24 protein-coding genes and 1 pseudogene are annotated in these 23,517 nt (G+C 72.1%); 11 read left to right on the top strand and 14 right to left on the bottom strand.

Translation table 11 applies throughout. The features are described from left to right. Positions 1–621, bottom strand: a pseudogene (locus AAW14_RS34040) (hypothetical protein); the annotation flags it as partial. A gap of 294 nt (positions 622–915) precedes the next feature. Between AAW14_RS34040 and AAW14_RS34035 the strand changes: the two are divergent. Beyond that, positions 916–1,596: a DUF4230 domain-containing protein gene (locus AAW14_RS34035; protein WP_265568303.1), complete on the top strand. Its 681-nt coding sequence runs from the start codon at positions 916–918 to the stop codon at positions 1,594–1,596. Between the two features lie 16 nt (positions 1,597–1,612). On the opposite strand, the gene AAW14_RS34030 is transcribed toward AAW14_RS34035, so the two are convergent. The 6 genes from AAW14_RS34030 to AAW14_RS34005 are packed head-to-tail and all read right to left on the bottom strand — an operon-like array spanning position 1,613 to position 5,344. Further along, the gene (locus tag AAW14_RS34030; protein ID WP_265568302.1) at positions 1,613–3,373 is read right to left on the bottom strand and encodes a complex I subunit 5 family protein; all 1,761 of its coding nucleotides are present in this window, start codon (positions 3,371–3,373) and stop codon (positions 1,613–1,615) included. Further along, a complete protein-coding gene (locus AAW14_RS34025; protein WP_265568301.1) occupies positions 3,373–3,720 on the bottom strand; it encodes a sodium:proton antiporter in 348 nt (115 codons plus the stop codon). The genes AAW14_RS34030 and AAW14_RS34025 overlap by 1 nt, the downstream gene beginning before the upstream one ends. Continuing rightward, a complete protein-coding gene (locus tag AAW14_RS34020; RefSeq protein ID WP_265568300.1) occupies positions 3,717–4,460 on the bottom strand; it encodes an MnhB domain-containing protein in 744 nt (247 codons plus the stop codon). The genes AAW14_RS34025 and AAW14_RS34020 overlap by 4 nt, the downstream gene beginning before the upstream one ends. Continuing rightward, positions 4,457–4,720, bottom strand: coding sequence for a Na(+)/H(+) antiporter subunit B (locus AAW14_RS34015; protein WP_265568299.1), 264 nt, complete (start codon positions 4,718–4,720; stop codon positions 4,457–4,459). The genes AAW14_RS34020 and AAW14_RS34015 overlap by 4 nt, the downstream gene beginning before the upstream one ends. Continuing rightward, positions 4,713–5,165 carry an MrpF/PhaF family protein gene (locus AAW14_RS34010; protein ID WP_265568298.1) on the bottom strand — a complete coding sequence of 151 codons (453 nt, stop codon included), beginning with the start codon at positions 5,163–5,165 and terminating at the stop codon, positions 4,713–4,715. Before AAW14_RS34010 ends, AAW14_RS34015 begins: the two co-directional genes overlap by 8 nt. Next, a complete protein-coding gene (locus AAW14_RS34005; protein ID WP_265568297.1) occupies positions 5,162–5,344 on the bottom strand; it encodes a hypothetical protein in 183 nt (60 codons plus the stop codon). Before AAW14_RS34005 ends, AAW14_RS34010 begins: the two co-directional genes overlap by 4 nt. A 270-nt stretch (positions 5,345–5,614) precedes the next feature. Between AAW14_RS34005 and AAW14_RS34000 the strand changes: the two genes are divergently transcribed. Beyond that, positions 5,615–6,142, top strand: coding sequence for a VanZ family protein (locus AAW14_RS34000; RefSeq protein ID WP_265568306.1), 528 nt, complete (start codon positions 5,615–5,617; stop codon positions 6,140–6,142). Between the two features lie 523 nt (positions 6,143–6,665). Here AAW14_RS34000 and AAW14_RS33995 read toward each other — a convergent pair. After that, positions 6,666–6,908 (bottom strand): hypothetical protein, encoded by a 243-nt coding sequence (locus AAW14_RS33995; protein WP_265568296.1) that lies wholly within the window; start codon positions 6,906–6,908, stop codon positions 6,666–6,668. 204 nt (positions 6,909–7,112) lie between these two features. Here AAW14_RS33995 and AAW14_RS33990 point away from each other — a divergent pair, with 204 nt between their 5' ends. From AAW14_RS33990 to AAW14_RS33980, 3 genes are all read left to right on the top strand, one after another. Next, positions 7,113–8,174: a PHP domain-containing protein gene (locus AAW14_RS33990; protein WP_265568295.1), complete on the top strand. Its 1,062-nt coding sequence runs from the start codon at positions 7,113–7,115 to the stop codon at positions 8,172–8,174. A gap of 14 nt (positions 8,175–8,188) precedes the next feature. Beyond that, the gene (locus AAW14_RS33985; protein ID WP_265568294.1) at positions 8,189–8,851 is read left to right on the top strand and encodes an HAD family hydrolase; all 663 of its coding nucleotides are present in this window, start codon (positions 8,189–8,191) and stop codon (positions 8,849–8,851) included. 326 nt (positions 8,852–9,177) lie between these two features. Then, positions 9,178–10,146 carry an SDR family NAD(P)-dependent oxidoreductase gene (locus AAW14_RS33980; protein WP_265568293.1) on the top strand — a complete coding sequence of 323 codons (969 nt, stop codon included), beginning with the start codon at positions 9,178–9,180 and terminating at the stop codon, positions 10,144–10,146. Positions 10,147–10,186: 40 nt separating this feature from the next. On the opposite strand, the gene AAW14_RS33975 is transcribed toward AAW14_RS33980, so the two are convergent. From AAW14_RS33975 to AAW14_RS33960, 4 genes are all read right to left on the bottom strand, one after another. Next, entirely contained in the window at positions 10,187–11,017 is an 831-nt protein-coding gene (locus AAW14_RS33975; protein WP_265568292.1) for an alpha/beta fold hydrolase, read from the bottom strand. A 205-nt stretch (positions 11,018–11,222) separates the two neighbouring features. Beyond that, complete coding sequence (locus AAW14_RS33970) at positions 11,223–11,468, bottom strand: hypothetical protein (protein ID WP_265568291.1); 246 nt, start codon at positions 11,466–11,468, stop codon at positions 11,223–11,225. A 229-nt stretch (positions 11,469–11,697) separates the two neighbouring features. After that, a complete protein-coding gene (locus AAW14_RS33965; RefSeq protein ID WP_265568290.1) occupies positions 11,698–12,987 on the bottom strand; it encodes an ROK family transcriptional regulator in 1,290 nt (429 codons plus the stop codon). Positions 12,988–13,287: 300 nt separating this feature from the next. Next, positions 13,288–16,455, bottom strand: a complete 3,168-nt coding sequence (locus AAW14_RS33960) for a cytochrome P450 (RefSeq protein WP_265568289.1) — start codon at positions 16,453–16,455, stop codon at positions 13,288–13,290. Positions 16,456–16,713: 258 nt separating this feature from the next. On the opposite strand from AAW14_RS33960, the gene AAW14_RS33955 reads away from it, so the two are divergent. Then, on the top strand, positions 16,714–16,995 hold the full coding sequence (locus AAW14_RS33955; RefSeq protein ID WP_265568288.1) for a hypothetical protein: 282 nt from the start codon (positions 16,714–16,716) through the stop codon (positions 16,993–16,995). Between the two features lie 31 nt (positions 16,996–17,026). Here AAW14_RS33955 and AAW14_RS33950 read toward each other — a convergent pair whose 3' ends face one another. Beyond that, complete coding sequence (locus AAW14_RS33950; protein ID WP_265568287.1) at positions 17,027–17,542, bottom strand: GNAT family N-acetyltransferase; 516 nt, start codon at positions 17,540–17,542, stop codon at positions 17,027–17,029. A gap of 234 nt (positions 17,543–17,776) precedes the next feature. On the opposite strand from AAW14_RS33950, the gene AAW14_RS33945 reads away from it, so the two are divergent. The 5 genes from AAW14_RS33945 (at position 17,777) to AAW14_RS33925 (ending at position 22,805) form a co-directional block, all read left to right on the top strand. After that, positions 17,777–18,415 (top strand): PAS domain-containing protein, encoded by a 639-nt coding sequence (locus tag AAW14_RS33945; protein WP_265568286.1) that lies wholly within the window; start codon positions 17,777–17,779, stop codon positions 18,413–18,415. A gap of 133 nt (positions 18,416–18,548) precedes the next feature. Continuing rightward, positions 18,549–19,043 (top strand): FBP domain-containing protein, encoded by a 495-nt coding sequence (locus tag AAW14_RS33940; RefSeq protein WP_265568285.1) that lies wholly within the window; start codon positions 18,549–18,551, stop codon positions 19,041–19,043. Between the two features lie 90 nt (positions 19,044–19,133). Next, positions 19,134–20,411 carry an FUSC family protein gene (locus AAW14_RS33935; protein ID WP_265568284.1) on the top strand — a complete coding sequence of 426 codons (1,278 nt, stop codon included), beginning with the start codon at positions 19,134–19,136 and terminating at the stop codon, positions 20,409–20,411. 34 nt (positions 20,412–20,445) lie between these two features. Next, entirely contained in the window at positions 20,446–21,489 is a 1,044-nt protein-coding gene (locus AAW14_RS33930) for a hypothetical protein (protein WP_265568283.1), read from the top strand. Positions 21,490–21,596: 107 nt separating this feature from the next. Next, positions 21,597–22,805: a lactonase family protein gene (locus tag AAW14_RS33925; protein WP_265568282.1), complete on the top strand. Its 1,209-nt coding sequence runs from the start codon at positions 21,597–21,599 to the stop codon at positions 22,803–22,805. Here the strand turns inward: AAW14_RS33925 and AAW14_RS33920 are convergent. Then, positions 22,773–23,498: a DUF2470 domain-containing protein gene (locus tag AAW14_RS33920; RefSeq protein WP_265568281.1), complete on the bottom strand. Its 726-nt coding sequence runs from the start codon at positions 23,496–23,498 to the stop codon at positions 22,773–22,775. The genes AAW14_RS33925 and AAW14_RS33920 overlap by 33 nt on opposite strands. Positions 23,499–23,517 lie beyond the last annotated feature (19 nt).

Below are 23,517 nucleotides of genomic sequence, written 5' to 3'. Positions count from 1 at the left end.
CACACCGCACAGCGTGGTGAACGAACCGGTCGACGCGTTGCCGTCCTGTTGCGGCGTCGCGGCGACGTTCGGCTGCACCGTCGTGATGTCGACGAAGTCCGAGGCGACGGGGCCGCTGGCGGCCTGCCCGCCGGTACCCTGCTGACCCCCGTTGTTCTGGCCCCCGTTGTTCTGGCCGCCGGTGCCCTGCTGCCCACCACCGTTGTCGCCGTTCTGGCCGCCGGTCTGCGTCGGGCTTGCGCTGACCCCGGTACAGGCGGCCTGACCGTCGATCGTGCCCGGTGCGCTGGCGCCCACCTGCTGGTAATCGGTCTTGATCCGGTCGATCACCGCGGTCCGCTTGTCCTCGAGCGGTCCGAGGATCGCGTCCTGGACATAGTTGGCGTCGTTGGCCTGCGCCTGACGCGTGGCGGTCAGCCGCGCGTACGCGTCGGTGATCTGCTGGTCGAGAAGGGCGAGTTCCTTGTCGACGTCCGCCTTCGCCCGCTGCGGCACCGCCGTCAGCCGGCTGCCGACATCCGGGCAGTCGATCGTCACGGTTCCCGACTTCAGGACCTGGTCGCCGCTCTGGTTCGACTGCGACGTGCCGCCCCAGCCGCCCTCGGACGCCGAAGCGTACACGTTCGCCGCTACCAGCCCCCCTCCGCCCAATATCAGCGCGACAGCTGCGAAGGTCGCGCGCCGTGCGCCCGTAGGGCGTCTGCGCGAGTTGCGTCTCAAGGCGTACTCCTACACGTCATGGCCGGCCGGGATGAGAATCCCCCTCCCTGTACGCAGCCGGGCCCGACCGTGTTCAAACGCCTCTCCGATTCACAGCAACCCCACATGCCAGGCGGATGGCCGCGCAGTCGGCCAACGCGGCGTTCCCTCCTGGGCTTCGGCGGGCAACCGGGTAGAGAAGGGAGGACTGCCGACATGACGACGTCCACGAAGCAGGCGCCCGACTCGACGTCCGTGAAACGCCCGATGCCCGGCTGGATCAAGGTGGTTATCGCTCTCGTCGCGGTGCTCGCCGTGTTCTTCGCCGGACTGCGGCTGAGCGTGGTGCCGGGACTGCGTGACCTGTTCGGCACGGACACGCACGACCGGTCGGGTCCCGCACTCCTGAAGTCCATCCAGGACATGAGCCGTTACGAGGCCGCCTCCGGCAACTTCCAGGTTGTCGTGGACCTGGAGAAGGACTCCAGGTTCCTGCCGTCGGCGATCCGCGGCACGCGCACGCTGTACGTGGGGGCGGGCAGCGTGGACGCGTACGTCGACCTGGGCAAGGTCGGAGAGCGGGACGTGACGGTCAACGGCGACCGGACGTCCGCGACGCTCCGGCTGCCCCACGCGGCGCTGGGCAAACCGGCGCTCGACCCCGACCACTCGTACGCCGTCTCCAAGCAGCGGGGTCTGCTGGACCGCCTCGGCGACCTCTTCTCGGACAACCCCAACAGCGAGCGCGCCGTGCAGCTCCTGGCGGTCCGGCACATCGGCGAGGCGGCGCAGCAGAGCGGACTCACCACCCGCGCCGAGGCGAACACCACCGGCATGCTCGACGGGCTGCTGAAGTCCCTCGGGTTCAAGGAGGTGAAGGTGTCCTACGGCTCCTGACGGTGGGCCCGGAGCGTCAGCCGTTCAGGAGCCCCGGCAGGACGAGCACTGCGAGCAGGGCCGCGCCCGCCAGGACCCAGGCCACGTAGTCCCCGATGTGCCCGGACTGCAGTCGGCGCAGCCGCAGCGTCCAGGTCCGTTCACCGAGCAGGTGCGGTCGGGAGACCGCGAGCGCTGCCAGGGCGACGGCCACGGCCGTGGAAGTCAGCCCCAGCAGAACACCGGCCGCGTTCCAGTGGGGTGAGGCGGCCGCCCCGCCGGAACCTGTCTCGTTCACCGAGTGCGCCACCGCCTCGGCGAATCCGGGGACCACGCCCACGGCGAGCGACGCGGCGAGCAGCAGGGCCGGCACGGCGGTCATGGTGTCCGGGATCCGGCTGAGGCGGTGCCGGGTCTCGGGCTCCTCGCCGGTGCCGGTGGTCTCGTAGGAGGAGTCGGTATGCGGCGTGGGCCCGAGCCCGTAGAAGACGCGGGCGGCGACCCGCAGCACCGCGCCTCCGGTGACCGCGGACACGAGGACGTACAGCACGGTCAGCGGGCCGCCCACCGCCTCCTCGATGACTGCCTTGCCGAGCGAGGTGCCGAACGGCGGCAGTCCGGCGAGTGCCAGACCGCCGAGCACGAACATCACCGCGACGCCGCGCAGTTCACGGGCACGCCCGTGCAGCGCGGGCTCGTCGACCGAGCCGAACCGGTCGAGGAGCACACCGGCACAGGCGAAGAGGGCGGCCTTCGCGCCGGCGTGGCCGAGGATGTACAGCGCGACCCCGTCGTCCGCCTCCGGCAGGAGGGTGCCGATGCCGATGAGGAACAGTCCCATGTGGGCGACGGTCGAGTAGGCGAGCAGCCTCTTGATGTGCCGCTGGTACCAGCACATGAGCGCGCCGAGCGCGGCGGTCAGGACACCGAGCGCGAGCAGCGCCCGCTCCAGGTCCGGCGCCGGAATCCCGCCGGGCCCGGAGAAGATTGTGCCGTACACGCGCCAGACGCCGTACGCGCCGAGTTCGACCATGACGCCGGACAGCAGCATGCACACCGGGGTCGGTGCGACGGCGTGTGCGTCGGGCAGCCAGAAGTGGAAGGGCACGGCGGCGGCCTTGACGAGCAGTCCGGTCAGTACGAGGACGAAGGCAGCGACGGTGAGGGCGTCGGGGCCGCCGTGGGCATCGAGTCCGCGGCCGATCGAGTTCATCGCCAGTTGCCCGGTGCGCGCGTACAGCAGCGCGATGCCCATGAGCATCGCGTAGGCGCCGAGGGAGTTGACGACTCCGAAGGTCAGCGCGCCCTGGACGGGCCTCGCCTCCTCGACCCGGTGGCCCGTCAGGGCGTAGGCGACTGCACCCATCAGCTCGAAGAAGACGAACGCGTCGAAGAGGTCGCCGGTGATCGCGAACCCGTTCATGCCGGCCAGGAACAGCAGTATGAGCGCGGGGTAGGAGCCGGCGTGCCCGCGCGGCGGTACGTCGAAGTAGCGCCAGGAGTACGCGAGGGCGGCGAGGGTCAGCAGAGAGGCGAGGGCGGCCATGCCGAGGCCCGGGCCGTTCCCGATGAGGACGATGCCTACGCTTTCGCCGTTGCGGGGCGCCCAGGCGCCGACCCACTCGAGCAGCGGCGGCGAGGAGTTGAGGCACAGCAAGATCGCCAGGGCCGCGGTGCCGGAAGAGACGGCACATCCGACGCTCTCGGCCACCGGACGCGGCAGCCGGCGCCCGCCCGCGACCAGCAGGGCGGCGCCCAGCACGGGGGCGGCGACGAGCAGCGGCAGCAGGTGGTTCATCAGCCGCGCAGCTCCCGTAGTTCGTCGGGGTCGACGGTGCCATGGCGTTTGGAGATCTGCATGACGAGGGCGAGCAGCAGTGCGGTGACGGTGGCGCCGACCACGATGTCGGTGAGGGTGAGGGCCTGGACGACCGGGTCCACGACCGGCCGGGAGCCGGGCTTGATGTCGGAGTAGACGGGCGCGGTGCCGCCGTCGCGGTAGCCGACGGCGAGCAGCAGGACATAGGTGCTGGCCTGGCAGACGGCGAGGCAGCCGACCGCGTGGATCAGATTGCGGCTGGTCGCGAGGCCGTAGCAGCCGGTCAGAAAGATCCAGACGGCCACGAGGTACGGCAGTACGGTCATGGTTTCCCGCTCTCCTCCTCGATCTCGACGGCCTGGTCCAGGAAGCGCGCCAGCAGGACCACGACCGCGCAGGCGACCTCCATGCCGATGGCAGCGTTCAGCACCGGGACGATGCCGCCGGACGACAGGGTGTTGAAGGTGCCGTACGGAAGCAGGGTGTTGGCGAGGAACGCCGTGCCGGCGAGGACGCCCGCGAGCCCCGTGACCACGTACGCGCAGGCGGCGAGCGCGTCGCAGATCTCGTAGAGACCGACGGGACGGATGCGTTCCAGGGCGCGGTAGTCGGCTCCGAGGTAGAGCAGGTGCAGGGCGGTCGCGGCGACGACCCCTCCCTGGAACCCGCCTCCTGGGCTGAGCTGGCCGTGGGCGATGACGTACAGACCGGCGACGAAGGCGACGGGCAGGACGACGAGCGCGTAGCGTCGCACGGGGAGTGCGACCTCCTCCGGCTGCGGCAGCGCGCGCTTCTCGTCGCGGGTCTGGCGGAGCAGTACGACGGTGCCGAGGACCGACGCGAAGAGGATGCTCATCTCGCCGACGGTGTCGAAGGCGCGCTGGTCGAAGTTGACGGAGGCGATCGTGTTGGCGGTCCGGCGGGCCAGGGAGGCGTGGACGGCCCGGTCGCCGTACGGGTGCCAGGGGCCGCCGAAGCGGGGCAGGTCGAAGCACGCGGCGATGAGCAGGGCCGCAAGCCCTGCGCCGCCGAGGGCCAGCACGATCAGCCGTGCGCGCCGGGTCACGGCGCCCTCCCCTTCCCGTCCCCCTGTCTCCTTCTGACCTTGCGTACCGAGAGCATGACCAGGAGCGGGGTCAGGGCGGAGCCGACGGCGAGCTGGGAGAGGCCGACGTCGGGAGCCTGTGCCACCGTGAACAGCAGGGCGAGGGCAACGCCGAGCACGGACAGGACGAGGGCCTGGCGGACGGGGTCGCGGACGGCGACGGCAGCCGTCGCCGTGGCGGCGACCAGCAGCAGAACGACGACGATCAGCGGGTCATCCACGGCGGCTCCTCGCGAATCCACCGGACAGGGCCCGGGAGGCAACGAGGTTGCCGCCGATCAGCAGCGCCCCGATGACCAGCAGCTTGACCATGGCCCGCCCGGGCCCGGTGACGGCGCACAGGACCAGGACGACCACGGCTCCGTATCCCGCGACGGCGAAGGTGACTCCCCAGGCGTGCGGCGGGTCTTCGGCCAGGTCGTCGGCGAGCAGCCGGGCGAAGACGAGGGTGCCGACGGGGCCGAGGAGGGCGAGGACGAGGGCGAGATCGATGTACGCCGGGCGCCCGTAGCCCTGGGCGAGCAGCAGGAGTCCGGGGCAGGCGAGCGCGCTGGACAGGTTCTGGGCGACGACCCGGCGGCGCAGCGGACCGGTGGCGACACCCCACACCGTGGCGCCGACGCCCGCGCCGAGTGCGACCGTTGCCGTCAGGGTCCAGCCGTTCACCGGCCGCCCACCGCTCGCCGTGCGGCCCGCGCCGCGAGGGCGCCGACGAGCGCCGCGGATGCCCCCACGACCCACTCCAGGGTGTCGACGGTGCTGATGAGGACCAGCCAGAGCACGGTGAGACCCGCCCACCACAACAGGACTTCGAGCGCGCCCCGGAGGGCCGTCTGCGCGTCCATGCTCCACCTCCGTCCACCGTCGCCTCAGTTCGCCCGGAATGTTCGGTATGCCATCCAAGCACCGCACCAGCCCGGCGGAACGGCGGCGCGCGAGCGGCTGCTGCCCCCAGTGCCCCGCCCGCGGCAACGGAAACCGGCTCGTGCACACCTCGGCGCCCCTCAGTGGTGGCCGGCTCCCCCGACCCGGCGCGGCGCGGCATCGGCGCACCCATCGCGGGTAACCGCGATTACCCGGAGGGAAGTTGGAACCAGGAGGCTGGGATGGCACGTATGGCGCTCTTCGGGCGTACCGCGAAGTCGGCCGGACGCCGGAGCCCGGCGGCCCGGCCGGAGCGACGGCCGCTCCCGCTGCCCGTCCGGCTCCTGGTCATGGCGGTCGCCTTCGTGGTCATGGTCGCGTTCGCCGTGGCGCTGGCCCGGGTGACGCTGGAGCCGTCACCGGCGTCCCGGGCGCTGATCCACACCAATCTGCATCCGGGCAGTTCCCTGCGCGCCTATCTCAACCAGTCCCGGACACGCGACGCGGTCAAGCAGATCGGCGGGAACCTCCTGCTCGGCGTACCGTTCGGAATTCTCCTTCCGGTGCTGGCCCCGAGGGCCCGGGGCATTCTGCGCGTGGCGCTCGTCACGGCGATCGTGATGCTGCTGGTGGAGCTGGCCCAGGGTGCGCTCATCGCTGGACGCGCGTTCGACATCGATGACGTCATCCTCAACACGACGGGCGCGCTCCTCGGCCATCTGCTGCTCGGGCGGCGGCTCGGGCGTGCGGTGCATGCGCGCAGGCCCCGGAAGGACTGAGGTGACGGCCCGGTGAGCCGCCCCGACTCGAATAGTGGTCCGGAACTGCCGAGCCGCCCGGGTGCGGTCCGGAAGCACACGTCCTTGGCGCGGGCTGCGCCATAGGCCGGTGCCGAGGCGAGCAGAGTGATGGCGAGGAGGGCGGTGCAGGGCAGGGCGGCGGAACACGGTGGCTCCCGAGGCCGCGGCGGAGAAGCCGGCGCGGCTGTTGATCACCCGGCGAGATCGACGTTGCCCTTGGCGCCTGCCCCACATGCGCGGTCCCCGGTGAGGGTGACCTTTGGCGGAGTGCGGGGGCACTTCGCCGTTCCGGGGCTCACCCCGGCGTGCAGCCGCGGTCCGCGCGCCCCATGACGCACGCCCGTCTCCTGTGACCCACGTCCGTCTCATGCCGTCGGCCATCGCCGTGCGGCCCGCTCCCGCGGGGCCGGGCACCGTGTGCTGGGCGTACTCGGGTGATCCGACAACGCGGCGAGGCGCCGTGCCAGGCGTTGCACGCCCGGCGGGAAGGACCGGACGCCGCCTAGCGGTGGTGGGGCTTCCAGGTCAGCTTGTCGCCTCCCACCCAGCGGACCACCTCGGGGTCGTCGAGGTCGTGCACCGGGATACCGGCCTCCGCCGCGACCGCCAGCACGTCGGTGATCGACCGCGCCTCGGCCACCATCTCGCCGTCGATCTCCACGATCCGGAACGGCGGGTTGCCCGGCTGCACTCCGAGCACCATGATCCGCGGGTGGGAGATGTGAGGGCTCGCGATTTCGGTCATGAATCGAGGGTAGAGCGCCTCGCGAGCCGGAGCGCCCCGGGCGGCTCACCGGCCCGGACGGTACGCGAGCGCCGGCCGCATCGGCTCCGCGAACGGCCCGGCGCCCTGCGTCGTCGCGTTCGTCCGGCCGGGTGACGGCTTCCGGCGCCCGCCCCGCCGTGCGGCCCGCACGCCCCTGGGCAACGCTGGGGGAAGGAGGTGTCGATGGATCCCGTCGCAGCCCTGGACCGGATCGCGTTCATGCTGGAGCGGGCCGGTGCCCCGACCTATCGCGTACGGGCTTTCCGGACCGCGGCCGGCACGCTGTCCGCCCTGCCCGCGGCTGAGGTCGCCCAGCGTGCGGCCGCCGGGACGCTGGAGTCGGTCAGGGGCATCGGTCCCAAGACGGCCCAGGTGGTCCGGGAGGCGCTGACCGGGCGGGTCCCGGTGTACCTGGAGAAGCTCGAGCAGGAGGCCGAGGAGGAGCTTGCGCCAGGCGGGGAGCGGCTGCGGGCGCTGCTCCGCGGCGACTGCCACATGCATTCCGACTGGTCCGACGGGGGCAGTCCGATCGAGAAGATGGGCAGGACGGCGGCACGGCTGGGACACGAGTGGGCGGTGCTCACCGACCACTCGCCCAGGCTGACCGTCGCCCGCGGGCTGTCCCCGGAGCGGCTGCGCGAGCAACTCGACGTGGTCGCCGCGCTGAACGCGGGCTGGGCGCCGTTCCGGCTGCTCACCGGCATCGAGTGCGACATCCTCGAGGACGGCTCGCTGGATCAGGAGCCGGAGCTTCTGGACCGGCTCGACGTCGTCGTGGTGTCGGTGCACTCCAAGCTGCGCATGGACGCCCGGTCGATGACCCGCCGCATGATCGCCGCCGTGCGCAATCCGCTGGCCGACGTGCTGGGCCACTGCACGGGACGCCTGATCACCGGACGCGGTCGCCCCGAGTCCGAGTTCGACGCGGACGCGGTGTTCGCCGCGTGCGCCGAGTCCGGTACGGCCGTGGAGATCAACAGCCGGCCCGAGCGGCTGGATCCGCCCCGGCGACTGCTGCGGCAGGCGGTCGAAGCGGGCGTGCTGTTCTCGATCGACACCGACGCGCACGCGCCGGGCCAGCTGGACTGGCAGATCCACGGCTGTGCCCGGGCCGAGGAGTGCGGGGTACCCGCCGAGCGTGTGGTGACCGCATGGACCGCGGACGAGCTGCTGGCCTGGACCCGCGAGCGGAGGGTGCCCGCACGTGTGGCGAGCACGTCACGTGGTACCCGGCCCGATACGTGAGGAGAGGACTGGACATGGGACGGGCGGCCGTGTTCGACGTGGACGGCACCCTCGTCGACACCAATCACCTGCACGTCACGACCTGGTGGGAGGCTTTCCGGCAGGCGGGCCATCAAGTGCCGATGCACGCCATCCACCGGTCGGTGGGACTGGGCTCGGAGGATCTGATCGCCCATCTGCTGGGCGGCCGGGACCGGGACGAGGTCGACCGGCTCGTCGCCGCGCACACGGCCCTGTACGGCACCTTCTTCGACCGCCTGCCGCCCCTGAAGGACGCCGGACGGCTGCTGCGCCGCCTCGACCACGACGGCTGGAACGTCGTGCTCGCCACGTCGGCGAGCGGGCGCGAGTTGTCGGCGCTGCGCCAGGCGATCGGAGCGGACGACGCGATCGCGGCGACGGCGAGTGCGGACGACGTGGCGGCCGGGAAGCCCGCGCCCGAGCCCGTCGAACACGCCCTGGAGCTGGCCGGGGTGCCGCCGGAGTCTGCGGTGTTCGTGGGCGACACGGTGTGGGACATGCGGGCGGGCACCCGGGCCGGAGTGACGTGCGTCGGCCTGTTGTCCGGCGGCATTCCGCGGGCGGATCTGCTGGAGTCCGGAGCCGGCGCCATCTACCGGGACCCCGCCCATCTGCTGGCAATGCTGGGGGACAGCCCGCTGGCGCCGGACACATAGGGCCACGAGCCGCCGCGGGCATCACACGGGACAGTGGCACAGATCACACGGGGACGGCCTGCCTTCCGGAACACCGACCGGTAGTTTTCTGTTGAACGAGCTGTGGGAACGTACGGGACAGAGTTCCCGGGCCTCATCTCCCGCCACGGGGACGGTCGTTGCGCTGAAGCCGTGTGGAGCCTTTCGCCGAGAGCCGACCGCCGTCCGCGTCCACCACGGACTGCCCCGACCGTGATTCCCCCGTCCGGTCGGGGCTCTTCTCTGCCCGGGCACCACCGCGGCGCCGCCTTGACTTCGAGTGCTCTCCAATTCGTAGCGTCGATCGCATGAGCACTGCACGGCACAAGATCGGGTCGGGCTTCGGCGCCAGGAGTACCGCGGACGACGTCCTCCAGGGAATCGATCTCTCCGGCAAACTGGCGATCGTGACGGGCGGCTACTCCGGCCTCGGCCTGGAGACGACGCGCGCGCTCACCAAGGCGGGCGCCCGGGTTGTCGTCCCGGCGCGGCGCCGGGCCGTCGCCGAGGAGGCGCTCGCGGGCCTCGACCGGGTGGAGGTGGACGAGCTCGACCTCGGCGATCCGGAGAGCGTACGCGCCTTCGCCGAGCGGTTCCTCGCTTCCGGCCGCCCCGTCGACATCATGATCAACAACGCGGGGATCATGGCCTGCCCCGAGACCCGGGTCGGGCCCGGCTGGGAAGCGCAGTTCGCGACCAACCACCTGGGCCACTACGCGCTCGTCAACCGCCTGTGGCCCGCCGTCGAACCGGGTGGCGCCCGGGTCGTGTCCGTCTCGTCCGCCGGCCACCACAACTCCGGGATCCGCTGGGACGACCTGCACTGGCGGCAGGGGTACGACAAGTGGGAGGCGTACGGGCAGGCGAAGACCGCGAACGTCCTGTTCGCGGTCCACCTCGACCGGCTCGGCCGAGAGCACGGCGTCCGTGCCTTCTCCCTGCACCCCGGCGGGATCCTCACGCCGCTCCAGCGTCATCTCGCCAAGGAGGAGATGGTCGAGCGCGGCTGGATCGACGAGACCGGCGCGCTGGTGCACCCCGACGCCTTCAAGACGCCCGAGCAGGGTGCGGCCACACAGGTGTGGGCCGCGACCTCTCCCCAACTCGCCGACCGGGGAGGGGTGTACTGCGAGGACTGCGACATCGCGGAGCCCGCACCGCCGGACGGCGGGCGCGGCGGCGTCAAGGACTGGGCGGTCGACCCGGAGCAGGCCGCGCGTCTGTGGGCCGTCTCCGCCGAGCTCACGGGCGTCGACGCGTTCGCGTCCCGCTCCTGAGGAACGAGGGGCCGGCCGCCGGACGGCCGGCCCCGCTCAGTCACCCGGCCATGAACTCCCGCAGATCCGACGTGAGTTGCTCAGCATGGGTGACGAAGAGGCCGTGGCCCGCGTTCTCGTACACCCGGAGCTCGCCGTCGGGCACGAGAGCGGCGGTGCGACGGCCCGTCACGTCGAGGGGTGCGGAGACGTCGTGGGTGCCGTGGACGACGAGGACGGGCAGGTCGAGCTTGGACAGTTCCGGACCGAGGTCCAGTTCGCCGACGACCCGGCCGAGGGCGATGCCCGCGCGCGCACTCGCCGCGTGACAGCGCTGGATCAGGTACTGCACATAGGCCGGTGAGACCTCGTTGCCGGGACGGTCCAGGGCGAAGAAGGAGCGGGCTCCGTCGGCGAAGAAGGCCGCGCGGTCCCGCCGGAAGGCATCGTTACCCGCCCGGATGGTCGCAAAGTCGGCTCCGTGAGGGTTCCCGGCCGAGCGCACCAGCCCGGGTACGACTCCCCCGACCAGCGCGGCGCGGGCGACGCGCTCGGTCCCGTGCCGCGTCAGGCACCGTACGATCTCGGCGGAGCCGACAGAGTGCCCGACCAGGGTGACGTCCCTCAGGTCCAGGTACTCGATCAGCCCGTACAGGTCGTCGGCGAGACCGTCCAGGTCGAAGCCGCCCCACACGTCGTCGGAACGCCCGTGCCCGCGCCGGTCGAACCCGACGCAGCGGTATCCCTCCTCGGCGAGCGGCACCATCTGGAACTCCCACATCTCGGTGCCGAGGTAGGCGCTGTTCACGAAGACGACCACCGGTCCGTTCGCCGGGCCGTAGTCGACGTAGTGCAGCCGAGTACCGTCGTTCGGGCTCTCGAAGTACGGCATGGGACGTCCTTACGCAGTCGGTCGGTTGGGACGTCCTCCATGCTTCCGCGAGCCGGGACGGCGGTCGATTACCTCCCACGTCATGGTCCGGGCCGGGCGCCCGCGGCCCGCGGCCCGCGGCCCGTGCGGTCCTCTCCGGTGAGCTGACGATGGACGGGTCGGCGGCACAGGCGGTTCAGCCAGGGACAGAGGCCTCCCGTGCGGGTCAGGCGGGGGACTCGTCCGGTACGGGGTGGTCCGGATGGACCGCCGCCGAGTGCGGGGCGCCCTGTCTGCCGGTGCCCGCCTCGTCGGTGTCGGGGACGTCGGGCGCGGCCTCCTGCCCGGTGTCGTCGTCGGACGCTCGACGTCCCTCCCACGGGTCCTCGCCCCCGTGGGCCTGCTGGTCCGGCATGTCGCGCGGAATCGGCGCGGCGTTCTCGCCGGGACCCTCCTGCTGTTGATCTGTCACGGCGCACTCCATTCTTCGTCAGGGTGCGGGGCCCGCGGCGCGGCGAGCCTCTTCGGGGCGAGGCGCGAGTACCGCGACCACCGTCCACGAAACGCGGCGGATGATCCCCCGCACGAGCCCGCTCGGCAACCGGGGGGGGAGGACGAACCGCCCTGCCCGCAACGGGGTGCCTCGGAGGGAACGCCCGGCCTTGCCCCACGGGGCTGCCGATCCACCTGCTGATCCGAGGTCAGCGTGGGGCGCGTTCCTTCATTGCGGTCTGCCAGGCCGGCGGGCGGCCCTCGTGTGCGGGTTCCGCTCGGCGGCCGCCGCGGGCGAAGAAGTCGGCCAGCGGCAGGATCGCCGCGCCCACGGTCACGGCATCCGGGCCCAGCCTGCCGAGGTCGATCGAGACCCGCTCGGCCGGATACCGCAGGGCGTACGACGTCGCGTGCCGGCGCACCGCGGGCAGGAACCGGGAACCGAGCTGAAGGCCCGCCCAGCCGCCGATCAGGATCCGCTCGGGCTGGAAGAGGTTGATGAGGTCGGACAGGCCCGCGCCCAGGTACTCGGCGGTCTCCTCGAGGACGGCGAGCGCGCCGGGGTCGGCCCCGGTGCCGTCGGGCGGGTAGGCCGCGGCCAGCAGGGCGGTCAGCGAGGTCTCCTCGTCGGCGTCCTTCGGCGGCCGGCCGCCCTGCTCCCGCCACCGTTCGAGGAGGGCCTCCGCGCCCGCGTACGCCTCCAGGCAGCCGAGGGCACCGCAGCGGCACCGGCGCCCCCTGACCCGTACGGTCAGATGCCCCCACTCCACCGCGCGGCCACTGCCCGCCTCCTCGGTGACCAGGCAGGCACCGACCCCGGAACCGAAGAGGACCACGACCGCGCTGTGCGCGCCGCGTCCCGCACCGAACCACATCTCGGCCTGGCCGAGGGTCTTGGCCCCGTTGTCGATCAAGAACGGGACGGAATCCGGAAGTTGGCACGTGGAACGCAGCAGGGACTCGAACGGCACGGCGTCCCAGCCGATGGTCTGGCCGTGCACGACGGCACCCAGATCGGGGGTCCGGGCCACGATGCCGGGTACCCCGACCCCGACACCGAGGAGGCGTTCCGGGGAGATGTCCGCGGCGCCCAGGACCTCGGACACACCGTCGCGGATGTGACCGACGATGCCCTCGACGTCGTACCGCTGGTGTTCCAGCGGCCGCTCGGTGCGGGCGAGTTCGGTGAGGGTGAGGTCGAACAGCTCGACGCGGATGCGGGTCTCGCCGACATCGACACCGATCATGTGGCCGCTGGCGGGCGCCACACGCAGCAGGGTGCGCGGGCGGCCGCCGTCGGAGTCGACACTGCCGGCCTCCTCCACCAGGCCGTCGGCGACCAGCTCGGCGACAACGTTGCTGATGGAACCGGAGCTGAGCTCGGTCACCGGACCCAGCTCGAACCGGCTCATGGGGCCGTCGAAGTACAGCCGCCGCAACACCTCGGCGCGATTGCCCCGGCGCAGATCGCGCACCGTGCGCCCGTTCCGCCTCGTCATATGGCTCCTTCCGCCCTGCCCGACCCGCACGATACCCCTGCGTCACCGCCGGAACATGGCCCGGCCCGCACTTAAATCACACCCTAATTAAAGATCTGAGGATGCGGTGCGGCGGGGGTGCGCGGTGCGCCGCGGCGCGATCGGGTGAAGGCGGCCGCGGCAGCGCGCGGGCCGGTCTCCGGCCGGAGGTCGCCGTGGGCCCGCTGTGCCAGGTGCGGCCCACGAGGACACAGCCTCTGTCCCTCGTGTTTCGTGTGCGGACGGGCAGGCGGCGAACACCCGTCCGCGTCACGTCCCGCCTCATCCGGCCGCGTACACGTCCTCCACATAGCGCCCCGACGCGATCAGCTCGTCGAGCCACTTCTCGGAGTCCGTGCCTTGCGTGCGCTCGCCGTGCAGCGCCCGGAAGGCCGCCCGGACCCCGGGCGCCATGCGGGAGCCGTCGCCGCACACGTACACACGGGCCCCGGCACCGAGCAGCCGCCACACCTCGTCGGCCTCGGCGGCGAGGCGGTGCTGGACGAAGGCGGCACCGTCGACGGGCGCCTCGCTGAACGCCGGACGCAGCGACACGGCGCCGACGGCCTCGGCGGCGCGCAGCTCCTCCGCGTGCAGGAAGTCCGCGTCCGGGGCGTCGCAGCCGAAGTAGCAGACGGCCGCTGGGAGGCGGGCGCCCTCGGCAAGCGCCTGAACGCGGTCCGCGACGGCCCCGCGGAACGGGGCGAGGCCGGTGCCCGCCGCGATCATGATGACCGGGCCGGTGTGATCCACGCGGAAGGCCTCGCGGCAGGGCTGGATCCGCGCCAGGACGGTGTCACCGCGCTGGACCGTGGCGAGGTGCCCCGAGCCGACGCCGCGGTAGGTGCCGTTCCCGGAGCGGGCCGGAGCCTGGAGCAGCGAGACCATGAGGTCGATGTGGCGGGGGTCGGTCACCGACGAGGAGGAGACCGAGTAGTGGCGCGGGCGCAGGGGCGTGAGGACCTCGAGCAGCGTCGGCCAGTCCAGGGCGCCGCGCAGGGCAGGATGGGCCTCGAGCACCTCGACGAGCGTACGCGGGTCGTCGGTGAGGGAGGCGAGTTGTGCGCGCTCCGGCGGGCACGGGTTGGCGGCGGCCAGAGCGGCCAGCCGGCCGACGGTTGGGCGCTCCTGCAGTTCGACGTGATGGGTGAGCAGCTGACGAACCGTCAAGGGCTGGTCTACGGCGAGACCGTCGCGGCGCGGGCGGGCGGCGCGGATGTCCAGGACGGTGTCCAGGTCCACCCCGAGCGCGGCGGCGGCCCGCTCGACGAGGGCCTTGTCGTTGACGGGGAGGACGGTGACATGGTCGCCCGTGCGGTACGTCGTGCCGCCGGGCAGGGCGAGGCGCACGAACCGCTTGAGCCGCGGATGGCCGGGCGCGGTGAGGTCATACGCCTCGGTGACGGTCATCGGGACCAGGTCGTGCCGCTCGGCGAGCGCGTCCAGGGGTCCGCCGGTGAGGGTCCGCACCTCGTACGCCCGGGCGGGTTCCGCGGTGCCGCCGGTGGCCTCCGCGTCACCGTGGCGCTCCAGGAGAGCGGTGCGCAGCCGCGCGGCGAAGGCGCGCACGGTGCCGCCGAGGTCGCCGGAGGCGTCGGCCGCCGCACGCGGCAGGAATCGGCTGCCGCCCAGTTCGGCGAGGCGTTCGTCGATACGGGTCGGGACGTGCTGGTAGGTGGCGGCCCAGTTGCGGTCGCCGATGCCGAGGACGGCGTAGGTGACGTCCGCCGCGCTGGACGAGTCCTCGGACAGCCAGGCGGCGAAGGCGGTGGCGTCGTCCGTCGGCTGTCCGTTGTAGGAGGCAGCGGTGATCACGACCACACGGTCGGTGGGCAGTGCCCCGACGTACGCGTCGAGGGGCGCGACCTCCGTCTCACAGCCGACGGCGGCGGCCTCGTCGGCGAGTTGGCCGGCGAAGTCCCGGCAGGTGCCGTAGTTGCTGCCGTGCAGGAAGAGTGCGCGGGTGCCGGGGCGTACCCGGGCGGCCAGGTTGGTTGTGTCGGCCGCGGCCTGCGTACGGGACGGGGAGGCGCCCGGAAGGGGCGTGTGTTCCCGGTCCGCGGCGGTGCGCGGTGACAGCGTGAGGGTGAAGCCGTCGGGCTTGAGGGTGAGCGTCTCCTTGACCGTGAGCCGGTAGTCGGTGTGGTCGTGGAGGCGATAGCGGTGCACCAGCATCGCCAGCAGCATGGTCGCCTCGTGCAGGGCGAACTGCCGTCCGATGCAGGCGCGTTCACCGGTGCCGAAGGGCTTGAAAGCGTGCGCCGAGCGGGCCGCCTCCGCCTCGGGCGTGAAGCGGGAGGGGTCGAACTGCTCGGGGTTGTCGCCCCACACCGGCTGCCGGTGCAGCATCGGGGTGAGAACGCTGACGGGCTGTCCGGCGCGCACCGGGATGCGCCCGCCGAGCACCGTGTCCGCGCGCGCCTGCCGACTGAACGCGGCGGCGGTCGGCCACAGCCGCAGCGCCTCGTTGAGCACCTGCCGGGTGTAGGTGAGGCGCCCGACCTCGTCGTACGTGGGCTCGGGGTCGGCGACACCGCTCCACAGGGCGTCGACCTCGCGCCGGACGAGCTGGAGCACGGCGGGATTCTTGGCCAGGTGGTACAGGGCGAACGACATCGCGCCCGAGGTCGTCTCATGACCGGCGATCAGGAAGGTGATCACCTGGTTGCGGATGTTGGCGGTGTCGAGGGTCATGCCGTCGGCGGGGTGCTTCGCGGTGAGCATGAGGCCGAGCAGGTCATCCGTGGCGGTGTTCCCGCCGTCCGCCAGACGTGCGGCGATCACGTCGTCGACGACCCGCGCCAGATAGCCGGCGTCGTCGCGGAAGGCCGCGTCCGCCGCCGTGTGGTCGGCGCCCGGCACCCGGCTCAGCCGGGTCATGCTCCACTCCAGGCAGCGGACCATCGACTCGACGAAGGGGTGCGGCTCGTCCCGTTCGAAGGAGCCGAAGTCGTAGCCGAAGCCCGCGAGCCCGATGGTGTCGAGGGTCATGCGCGTCATGTCGTCGGGGACGTTCACCGGCCGTCCCTCGAGGCTCGCCCGGTCCCAGGACTCGATCAGCCGATGCGCGACCCCCAGCATCACGGGGTGATAGGTGCGCATCGACCCCAGGGCGAAGGCGGGCATGAGGATGTCGTGGGCCTTGGCCCAGTTGGGTTCGTCGTTGTACGCGGTGAACAGCCCGTCGGCGGTGAACTCACGGACGTTCTCCAGCGCGGGCCCGACGGCCTTCGCGAACCGTGCCTCGTCGGCGAGCTCGGCGACCAGGTCCAGGTCGCTCACCATCAGTGCGTCCCGCCCGTGCAGTCGGCGGACCAGCACGGGACCGTGCCGGCGCATGAGCTCCATGACCTGCTGGATCGGGGTGCGGCCGGGGCCGACGTCGGAGATGTCGACCACGGGGACGCCGTGCTCGGTTCCGGTGGTCTGCGGGTGTGCGGTGGGAGTCATGACGCGACAACTGCCTTTCGCGGTACGAGGAGTACTGCTTCCAGCTTGGTCGCCGTCCGTGGGCGGTCCGAGCCCCCGGACTACATGATTCTGCAGTCGAATCCCCGTCCCGGGGCTTGCCAAGCCGGCCGGGGTGCGCCCCGGGCCGACGATCGGGCGCGCCCTGGGCCGTCCACCTACGGCCGACCGGTCGATCTCCCCGGCTGTCGAGCGGGTCGTGGGAGTGGGCCCACCTGCACCCGCCTAGTATCCGGGGCCGTGGCGAAGACCTTTGAAGAACTCGTGGAGATGCAGCGCGCGGCGAACACGGCGAACACGCAGGCCGCCGAGCTGCGCCAGAGGTACGGCCCGCCCACCGCCACGGCGTGGACCAAGCTGCAGCAGGACACGTACGAGACCGCGTGGCGCGCCTGGCGGGACCTCGACCGAGACCTTCAGGCCGAGCTCACCGACTACGCAAAGACACACGGCAGGACTCGGGGCGAGATCGAGTCGGAGGTGCAGGCGCAGGCGGGAGGACCGGTGGAGGGGGGCTCCTGACCCGGAGGCCGGAGGCGGGGCGGGCCGCCGGTCAGGCCCGTCCGAGGTCGACCCGCCAGTCGTTGGACCGGATCCAGTGGCCCTTCGGGTACTCGAAGTCGACCGGCCCGAGCAACTCGAAACCGGCCTTCCGGCAGACCTCGTTCGAGGCACGGTGGTCCACGCCCGGAAACGCGTGCAGGTAACGGTGCGTCCGGGCCGCTGCCGCCGCTTCGACGACCGCGCGGGCCGCCTGCGCGGCAAGGCCCCGTCCCTGGAACTCGGGCAGCACGCCCCACCCGGCCTCCCACACCCTCGCCTTCTGCCAGGTCCGCTCCCAGAAGCCGGTGGACCCGACCGTCTCGCCGGTGTCGGCCAGCGTGACCCGGTACATCTGCCCGGGTTGTTCCACGGCGAGATAGCGCCGATGGCGCGCCACGAGCTGTTCCTGCGTCTCCGGTCCGCCCAAGTGGTCCGTCATCTCGGGGCTGTTCGTCCGGTGCAGCAGCCAGAGATCGCCCTCGGCCCAGGGCTCCAGCCGCACCTGCCGCGCGTCGGTGATGTCCATGGCGTCCACCCTAGGGCGGGGGTGTGACAGTCCCAGGTCCGGCAACTGGAGCGGCGCGGGCGCACCGGGGCCGTACCCGCTCACCCGCTCACCCGCTCACCCGCTCACCCGCTCACCCGCTCACCGCGACGAACTCCTCCGATCCGGCGGTCTATTGTTGATGGCACCGCGTGACGCGGCAGTCGTAGCCGCCGGGCCCGTGCCTGCCCCGGCGGTGGTGCGGAAAGAGGGGCGATGGAGTCGGTACGGGCGTCCGGGGTCGTGTGGCGCAACCGGGCCATGACGCTCTTCGACCGGATCCCCATGCCGGTCGCACTGTGCGATGTGCATGGGGCGATCGAGCTGGCCAATCCGGCGATGGCGGCCGAGTGGGGTACGACTCCGAGCGGTCTGCTGGGCCAGAACGTGCTCGACCGGTTCCGGCCGCAGGAGCCGACCCAGATCGAGCGGATCGCCCATGCGCTGCGGCTGCGGCACCGTTCCCGCTATCCGGTCTCCGTGTGCTGGGACGCCGCCGACGGGGTGCGACGCCATGGCGAGCTCACCGCGGATCCGGTGAGCGATTCGGTGGAGACCACGACGGCACTGCTGGTCCTGGTGCGGGTGCTCGGCGAGTGTTCCGTGCCGGACGACTCGGCCGCCGCCCCGTCGGTCAGCCCCGCCGAGGCCCGGATCCTGGCCCTGCTGGCCGGGGGCGCGACCACGGCCCGGGCCGCGCGGGAGACCGGTCTCACGGTCGACGGCGTCACCTATCACCTGAGGCGTCTGTCCGCGCGATGGGGCGCGGCCAACCGTACCGAGCTGGTCGCCCGCGCCTATGCGCTGGGCGTGCTCGCTCCCGGGGTGTGGCCGCCCGAGGTGCCCCACTGCTGAACGGGTGTCCAGCAGTGGGGGCTTCCCCGTCCCACCCGAAATCCATTGGCCCCTCCCCCGTGGCTCTGGATAGCTTAGCCAGGAACCTAGTGCCCCTAGGTTTCCGATTCGATCCCCGGACTCAGGACTCCCCATGAGATCACTCACCGAGCAGGACATCCGCAACTCGTTCATCAACTGCTCGAAGGGGGAGGCGAAGCGCCTGGCGATACCTCGCGACCTCGGCGAACGCCCCTGGGACGACCTGGACTTCCTGGGCTGGCGGGATCCGGGGGCACCTGATCGCAGCTATCTCGTCACCGAACGCGGCGACCGCCTCGTCGGCATCGCGCTGCGCTTTCCGTCCTCCCAACGCGGCTTCCTGCACCGGAGCATGTGCTCCCTGTGCCTGACCACCCACCCCGGCAACGGTGTCTCCCTGATGTCGGCCCGGAAGGCCGGCGCGGCCGGGCGCGAGGGCAACTCGGTCGGCGTGTACATGTGCACCGATCTGGCGTGCTCCCTGTACGTACGGGGAAAGAAGGTGCCCGAGGCCGGGGGCCGCTTCCAGGAGAGCCTCACCACGGAGGAGCAGATCGCCCGGACGGTCGGCCATCTGTCCGCATTCCTCGACAGGCTCCAGGCGTGAGGGCCGTCAGCCGCCTTACATCATCGTGCACACGTTCCCGTCACTCGTGTGCACGTTCGTTACCCGTGTGGAACGGGAAGAGCCCTAGGGATGCGAGATGTACGTGATGCCTGGGCGAGGGCCACCGCCCGAATCGAGAGGCTGCGCCAGAATCCCGAGGTCGTCCAGGCGGTGCGTTCGACCGCCGCCGCGACCATTGCCTACGTGGTCGCGGTGCACCTCAGCCCCGAGCCCGCCCCGCTCACCGCTCCCCTGACAGCTTTGCTGGTCGTGCAGGTGACGCTGTACGCGACGATCACCAACAGTGTGCGCCGGGTGAACTCCGTGGTGGCAGGTGTCGTGATCGCCATCGGCTTCAGCGTCCTGGTCGGCCTGACCTGGTGGAGCCTGGCCCTGATCATCCTGGCCTCACTGGCCGTGGGGCACCTCGTGCGGGTCAGCGAGTACGTGCCCGAGGTGGCGATCAGCGCGATGCTGGTCCTCGGGGTGACCCAGGTCGGCAGCACGGCCTGGGCGCGGGTCGTGGAGACCCTGATCGGCGCGGTGGTCGGCGCGGCCACCAATCTGTTCGTCGCTCCCCCGGTTTGGGTGAAAACGGCCGGAGAGTCCATTGAGGATCTGGCGCGCCGGACGCGGCAGCTGATGATCCGCGTCGGGGAGCAGGCCGCGGGCCGTGCGCCCGCGACGCAGGTGACCGCACGGCTGCTGGAGGCTCGCCGGCTCGACCACGACATCGTTGTGGTCGACGCGGCGCTGCGGCAGGCCGAGGACAGCCTGAAACTCAACCCCAGGGTCCGCGAGGGCCTGCTCCACCGGATCGTGCTGCGTACCGGGCTGGACACGCTGGAGATCGTCACGGTGGTCCTGCGGGTGATCGCCCGCACCCTCGCCGACCTCGCCAAGGAGCGCGAACCGGAGGCGCTGTTCGCACCCGAGATCGGGGCGGTGCTGGAGCGGCTGCTGTCCGAGATCGGTGACGCCGTGGTCAGCTTCGCGGTGCTCGTCACCACCGACGTCAGCCGCAGCGCCGAGAACGCGGAGACCCGGCTCGCCGAGGAACTGGTCACGGCGGCCGCGACCCGCGACAAGCTGGCTCAGCTGCTGCTGGAGGAGGTCCAGCGGGACACCCGCCAGTGGCAGTTGCACGGCGCCGTCCTGACCGAGGTCAACCGCATCCTGGACGAGCTGGACACGGAGCACCGGACCCGCCGACTGCTGGAGGAGCTGGACCGCGGCACCCGGGAGCAGCGGGAGCGCAACCCACGGCTGATGAGGCTGTGGGACCTGGTCCGCCGCCCTCTGCCGGACCGGCTGGGCGCGCTGCTCCCCGGCCGGAACCGGCCGGCCCCGCCCCGGCGTTCCAGGTGATGACGAACGACCGGACGGGGAAAGGGGCGGGTGCATGGGCACGGTGCGGATCGACGGGAATTCTCTGGTGCTGCCGGGGGGCGTGCGGGTCCGATTCATGCGGACGCTGCGGCTGCCGGAGACCGGCACCCACCCGCTGCCCCCGGGGCTCGGGGAGTTCCCGGTCCGCCGGGTGGAGGACTACCCGCAGACGGTGCCCGCGCAGTGGCGGGCGCGCGGCGGTGTGATGCTGCCGGTGTATCTGCGCGAGGCCATGTGGCTGAGCTTCGGTGCGACGCAACCGGCCGCCCTTCAGGTGGGCGTGGGCAAGGTGTGCGCGGTCTCCGGAAGGCCCTGGAGCTCCCGCCTCGCCCACCGTCCGCAGAACTACGTGGTGCTTCCGCGCCAGCCGTGGCTCGATGGGATCAATTCGGGCAGCGGGACGGTCCGCCAGTTCGTGGCGGTGCCGCTCGGTCTCGGGGCCACGGTCGAGGGCCAGGTCACCGGAGAGGAGGTGTGGGGCGGCGTACAACTGCAGACGTTTCCGCTCAAGGAGGCACCGCTCGCCGCGTGGCGCGAGAAGGAGCGGCGCAAGCGCGAGCGGGCCCGGCAGACCGCGAAGACAATGTCGGCGGGCGCGGGCGCGCCGCCCGCGCCGGGAGCCATGCCCGCGGCACCGCCCATGGCCGCGGCTCCCGGCGCGGCGCCGCGAAGCGCTCCGGCCATGGGGCTGGGCGTCGGCGGCTCCCTGCGCCAGGAGGTCTACCGGGACGAGTGGCCGGCCGGGAGCTGGGGCGAAGAACCGGCGGGGCGGGTGTTCGTCCATCTCGTGACGCCCCCGCAGTGGCGCCGTATCACTGGCGAGGCGCCTCTGCCGTCGCCGGTGGACCGAGCGGCGTACACGAACGCCGGACTGCCGTGGTTCGACTACTACGACCAGGACGGCGAGGATCTCGCCCCGACGGACTCGCTCGGCCGGGTCGAGCCGGTCGGCGAGTGGCTCGGCGACGATCACGCCCCATGGCAGGCGCCCGCTCCGCACCAGGTGAAGCCGCTCGGCGACGCGCCGGGCAAGCCGGTCGAGGACGGGGACTGGTGACCGAGCGGTGTTGCATCGCATGCAACACGCATTGCTCATCTTGCACTTGACGGTCCGTACCCGCCATGGTGGCTGTCACAGCTGAGGCCGACTTCCGAGGGGTGGGCATGGACACGGGTGCCGAACGGGTGCGGGGTGCGCTCAGCAGCTGGAGCAGACGCCGGCTACTCGGCGCCGTCACGGCCGCCACCGCGATGACGACAATCCCGGCGCCGGCCGCACCCCGGACACCCGCCGCTGCGCACCGGACCGAAGCCGACACGCCCTCGCGGCCGGGACGGCCCTCAGGTCCCCGCCCCCTGTTCCTCGGCACGTACACCTCCGTCGAGGGTGGCGGCCGGGGCATCGGCCTGGCGGCGTACGACCCGAGGAGCGGCCGGATCGGTGCCACCGGCACGGTGACGGAGGTGGCCGATCCGTCATATCTCGCGGTGCATCCCCACGGGCACACGCTCTATGCCGTCGACGAACAGCAGGACGGCGGAGTGACGGCCGTACGCCTGCACGGGTACGAGGTCCTCGGCACCCGTGGCACCGGCGGGGCGGGCCCCTGCCATCTGTCGGTGCACCCCAGCGGGCGCTGGCTGCTGAGCGCCAACTACCTCTCGGGCAGTGTGGCCGTGCATCCCATCGAGGCTTCGGGCGCACTCGGCGAGCGCACCGACCTCGTCACGCACACCGCCCCGCCCCCCGGACCGGGACAGCAGGGGCCGCACGCCCACCAGTGCATCACCGGCCCCGACGGCGGCCACGTCCTCGCCGTCGACCTGGGCACCGACACCGTCTACACCTACCGCCTCGATCCTGCGTTGGGGAAACTCACCGAGGTCTCCCAGGCACACACCCGGCCGGGCGCGGGTCCCCGGCACCTCACGTTCCACCCGGGCGGCCGTTTCGCCTATCTGGCCAACGAGGTCGACAACACTGCCGTCGTCTGCGCCTACGACCCGGCCACCGGGCAGCTCACCCCGGGCGAACCGCAGTCCACGGGCACGGGCGAGGGCACGAGTTACCCGGCACAGTTCGTCGTGACGGCCCACGGTTCGTACGCGTATCTCGCCAACCGCGGCCACAACAGCCTGACCCGGTACGCCATCGAGGAGGACGGCGCCCGGTTGCGGCTGCTCGGCACCGTGCCGGTGGACGGCGACTTTCCGCGCCATCTCGCGCTCTCCCCGGACGGCCGACTGCTGTTCACGGCGAACCAGCGGTCGGGCACGGTCAGCGTCTTCCATGTCGACGGCGCAAGGGGTGAACTCCGGCTCGCCGGTGAGCCGTTCGCGTCACCGGTCGCCGTCTGTGCGCTGCCGCTGTAGCGCGCGGGGACAGGCGGCCCGGGCGGCCTGAGCCAGCAGGACGTGCATGCGCTCGGTCAACTGCGCAACAGTATCAGCTGGCTGATGGAATGTCAGACGTACGTCACCGTGGTTGTGCGCCCGCTCGATGCGCAATGTCAGCCCGTGGCGGTCGACGGCCAGCGGCTGAACGCGTACGGCCCCCTGGAGGCTGTCCGGGTCGATTAGCCGGGTGAGCCGCTCGACGGCGTCGGGGTGGGCGTCGGCGAGGTGGGTGAGCAGCCGGGCCTCGGCCGCGACGAGCGGGTCGGGCTCGGCGGCCGCGTACTCGTCGGCGTCGACGGCGACCACGCCGTCCTCCCGGCGCAGCGCGATACGCGTCGGCCGGAATGCCAGGCGCCCCTCCTCAGGCGTGAACCAGCCGGCCAGCCAGAGCCGGGCGCGGATCCGGGACCGCACCGGGACGGGCGCGACATCCGCGAACTCCAGCACCCCGGCCGGCTCTCCGCGCGGTGCGCAGATCGCCGCGGCGTGCAGCGCGCTGTCCGCCGGCGGGTGCAGCAGCATCCGGCCGTCCGCCGCGACGCTGTGCGCGCCGACGTACTCCTCCCGGCAGCCCTCCACGATCACCACGCAGGACCATGCGACGGCCGGCACCGAGCGGGCGCGCTCCGCCACGGAGGGCGCGGCGGTCCAGGTGTGACGGTCACCCATCCCCAACCTCCTTTTTTAA

Origin of the sequence: Streptomyces hygroscopicus (assembly GCF_026168105.1) — a bacterium.
Classification (GTDB): Bacteria; Actinomycetota; Actinomycetes; order Streptomycetales; family Streptomycetaceae; genus Streptomyces; species Streptomyces hygroscopicus_D.
Note: the sequence above shows the minus strand (reverse complement) of the source record. Positions and strands in the feature narration are given on the sequence as shown.

Excerpts from the sequence above, each read along its gene's own strand:
- AAW14_RS34025 (WP_265568301.1), bottom strand. The coding sequence starts at position 3,720 with ATGACCGTACTGCCGTACCTCGTGGCCGTCTGGATCTTTCTGACCGGC.
- AAW14_RS33985 (WP_265568294.1), top strand. The coding sequence starts at position 8,189 with ATGGGACGGGCGGCCGTGTTCGACGTGGACGGCACCCTCGTCGACACC.
- AAW14_RS33950 (WP_265568287.1), bottom strand. The coding sequence starts at position 17,542 with ATGGACATCACCGACGCGCGGCAGGTGCGGCTGGAGCCCTGGGCCGAG.
- AAW14_RS34000 (WP_265568306.1), top strand. The coding sequence starts at position 5,615 with ATGGCGCTCTTCGGGCGTACCGCGAAGTCGGCCGGACGCCGGAGCCCG.
- AAW14_RS33925 (WP_265568282.1), top strand. The coding sequence starts at position 21,597 with ATGGACACGGGTGCCGAACGGGTGCGGGGTGCGCTCAGCAGCTGGAGC.
- AAW14_RS33965 (WP_265568290.1), bottom strand. The coding sequence starts at position 12,987 with ATGACGAGGCGGAACGGGCGCACGGTGCGCGATCTGCGCCGGGGCAAT.
- AAW14_RS34005 (WP_265568297.1), bottom strand. The coding sequence starts at position 5,344 with ATGGACGCGCAGACGGCCCTCCGGGGCGCGCTCGAAGTCCTGTTGTGG.
- AAW14_RS33935 (WP_265568284.1), top strand. The coding sequence starts at position 19,134 with ATGCGAGATGTACGTGATGCCTGGGCGAGGGCCACCGCCCGAATCGAG.
- AAW14_RS33995 (WP_265568296.1), bottom strand. The coding sequence starts at position 6,908 with ATGACCGAAATCGCGAGCCCTCACATCTCCCACCCGCGGATCATGGTG.
- AAW14_RS33980 (WP_265568293.1), top strand. The coding sequence starts at position 9,178 with ATGAGCACTGCACGGCACAAGATCGGGTCGGGCTTCGGCGCCAGGAGT.
- AAW14_RS34035 (WP_265568303.1), top strand. The coding sequence starts at position 916 with ATGACGACGTCCACGAAGCAGGCGCCCGACTCGACGTCCGTGAAACGC.
- AAW14_RS33940 (WP_265568285.1), top strand. The coding sequence starts at position 18,549 with ATGAGATCACTCACCGAGCAGGACATCCGCAACTCGTTCATCAACTGC.
- AAW14_RS34030 (WP_265568302.1), bottom strand. The coding sequence starts at position 3,373 with ATGAACCACCTGCTGCCGCTGCTCGTCGCCGCCCCCGTGCTGGGCGCC.
- AAW14_RS33930 (WP_265568283.1), top strand. The coding sequence starts at position 20,446 with ATGGGCACGGTGCGGATCGACGGGAATTCTCTGGTGCTGCCGGGGGGC.
- AAW14_RS33920 (WP_265568281.1), bottom strand. The coding sequence starts at position 23,498 with ATGGGTGACCGTCACACCTGGACCGCCGCGCCCTCCGTGGCGGAGCGC.
- AAW14_RS33960 (WP_265568289.1), bottom strand. The coding sequence starts at position 16,455 with ATGACTCCCACCGCACACCCGCAGACCACCGGAACCGAGCACGGCGTC.
- AAW14_RS33975 (WP_265568292.1), bottom strand. The coding sequence starts at position 11,017 with ATGCCGTACTTCGAGAGCCCGAACGACGGTACTCGGCTGCACTACGTC.
- AAW14_RS33945 (WP_265568286.1), top strand. The coding sequence starts at position 17,777 with ATGGAGTCGGTACGGGCGTCCGGGGTCGTGTGGCGCAACCGGGCCATG.
- AAW14_RS33990 (WP_265568295.1), top strand. The coding sequence starts at position 7,113 with ATGGATCCCGTCGCAGCCCTGGACCGGATCGCGTTCATGCTGGAGCGG.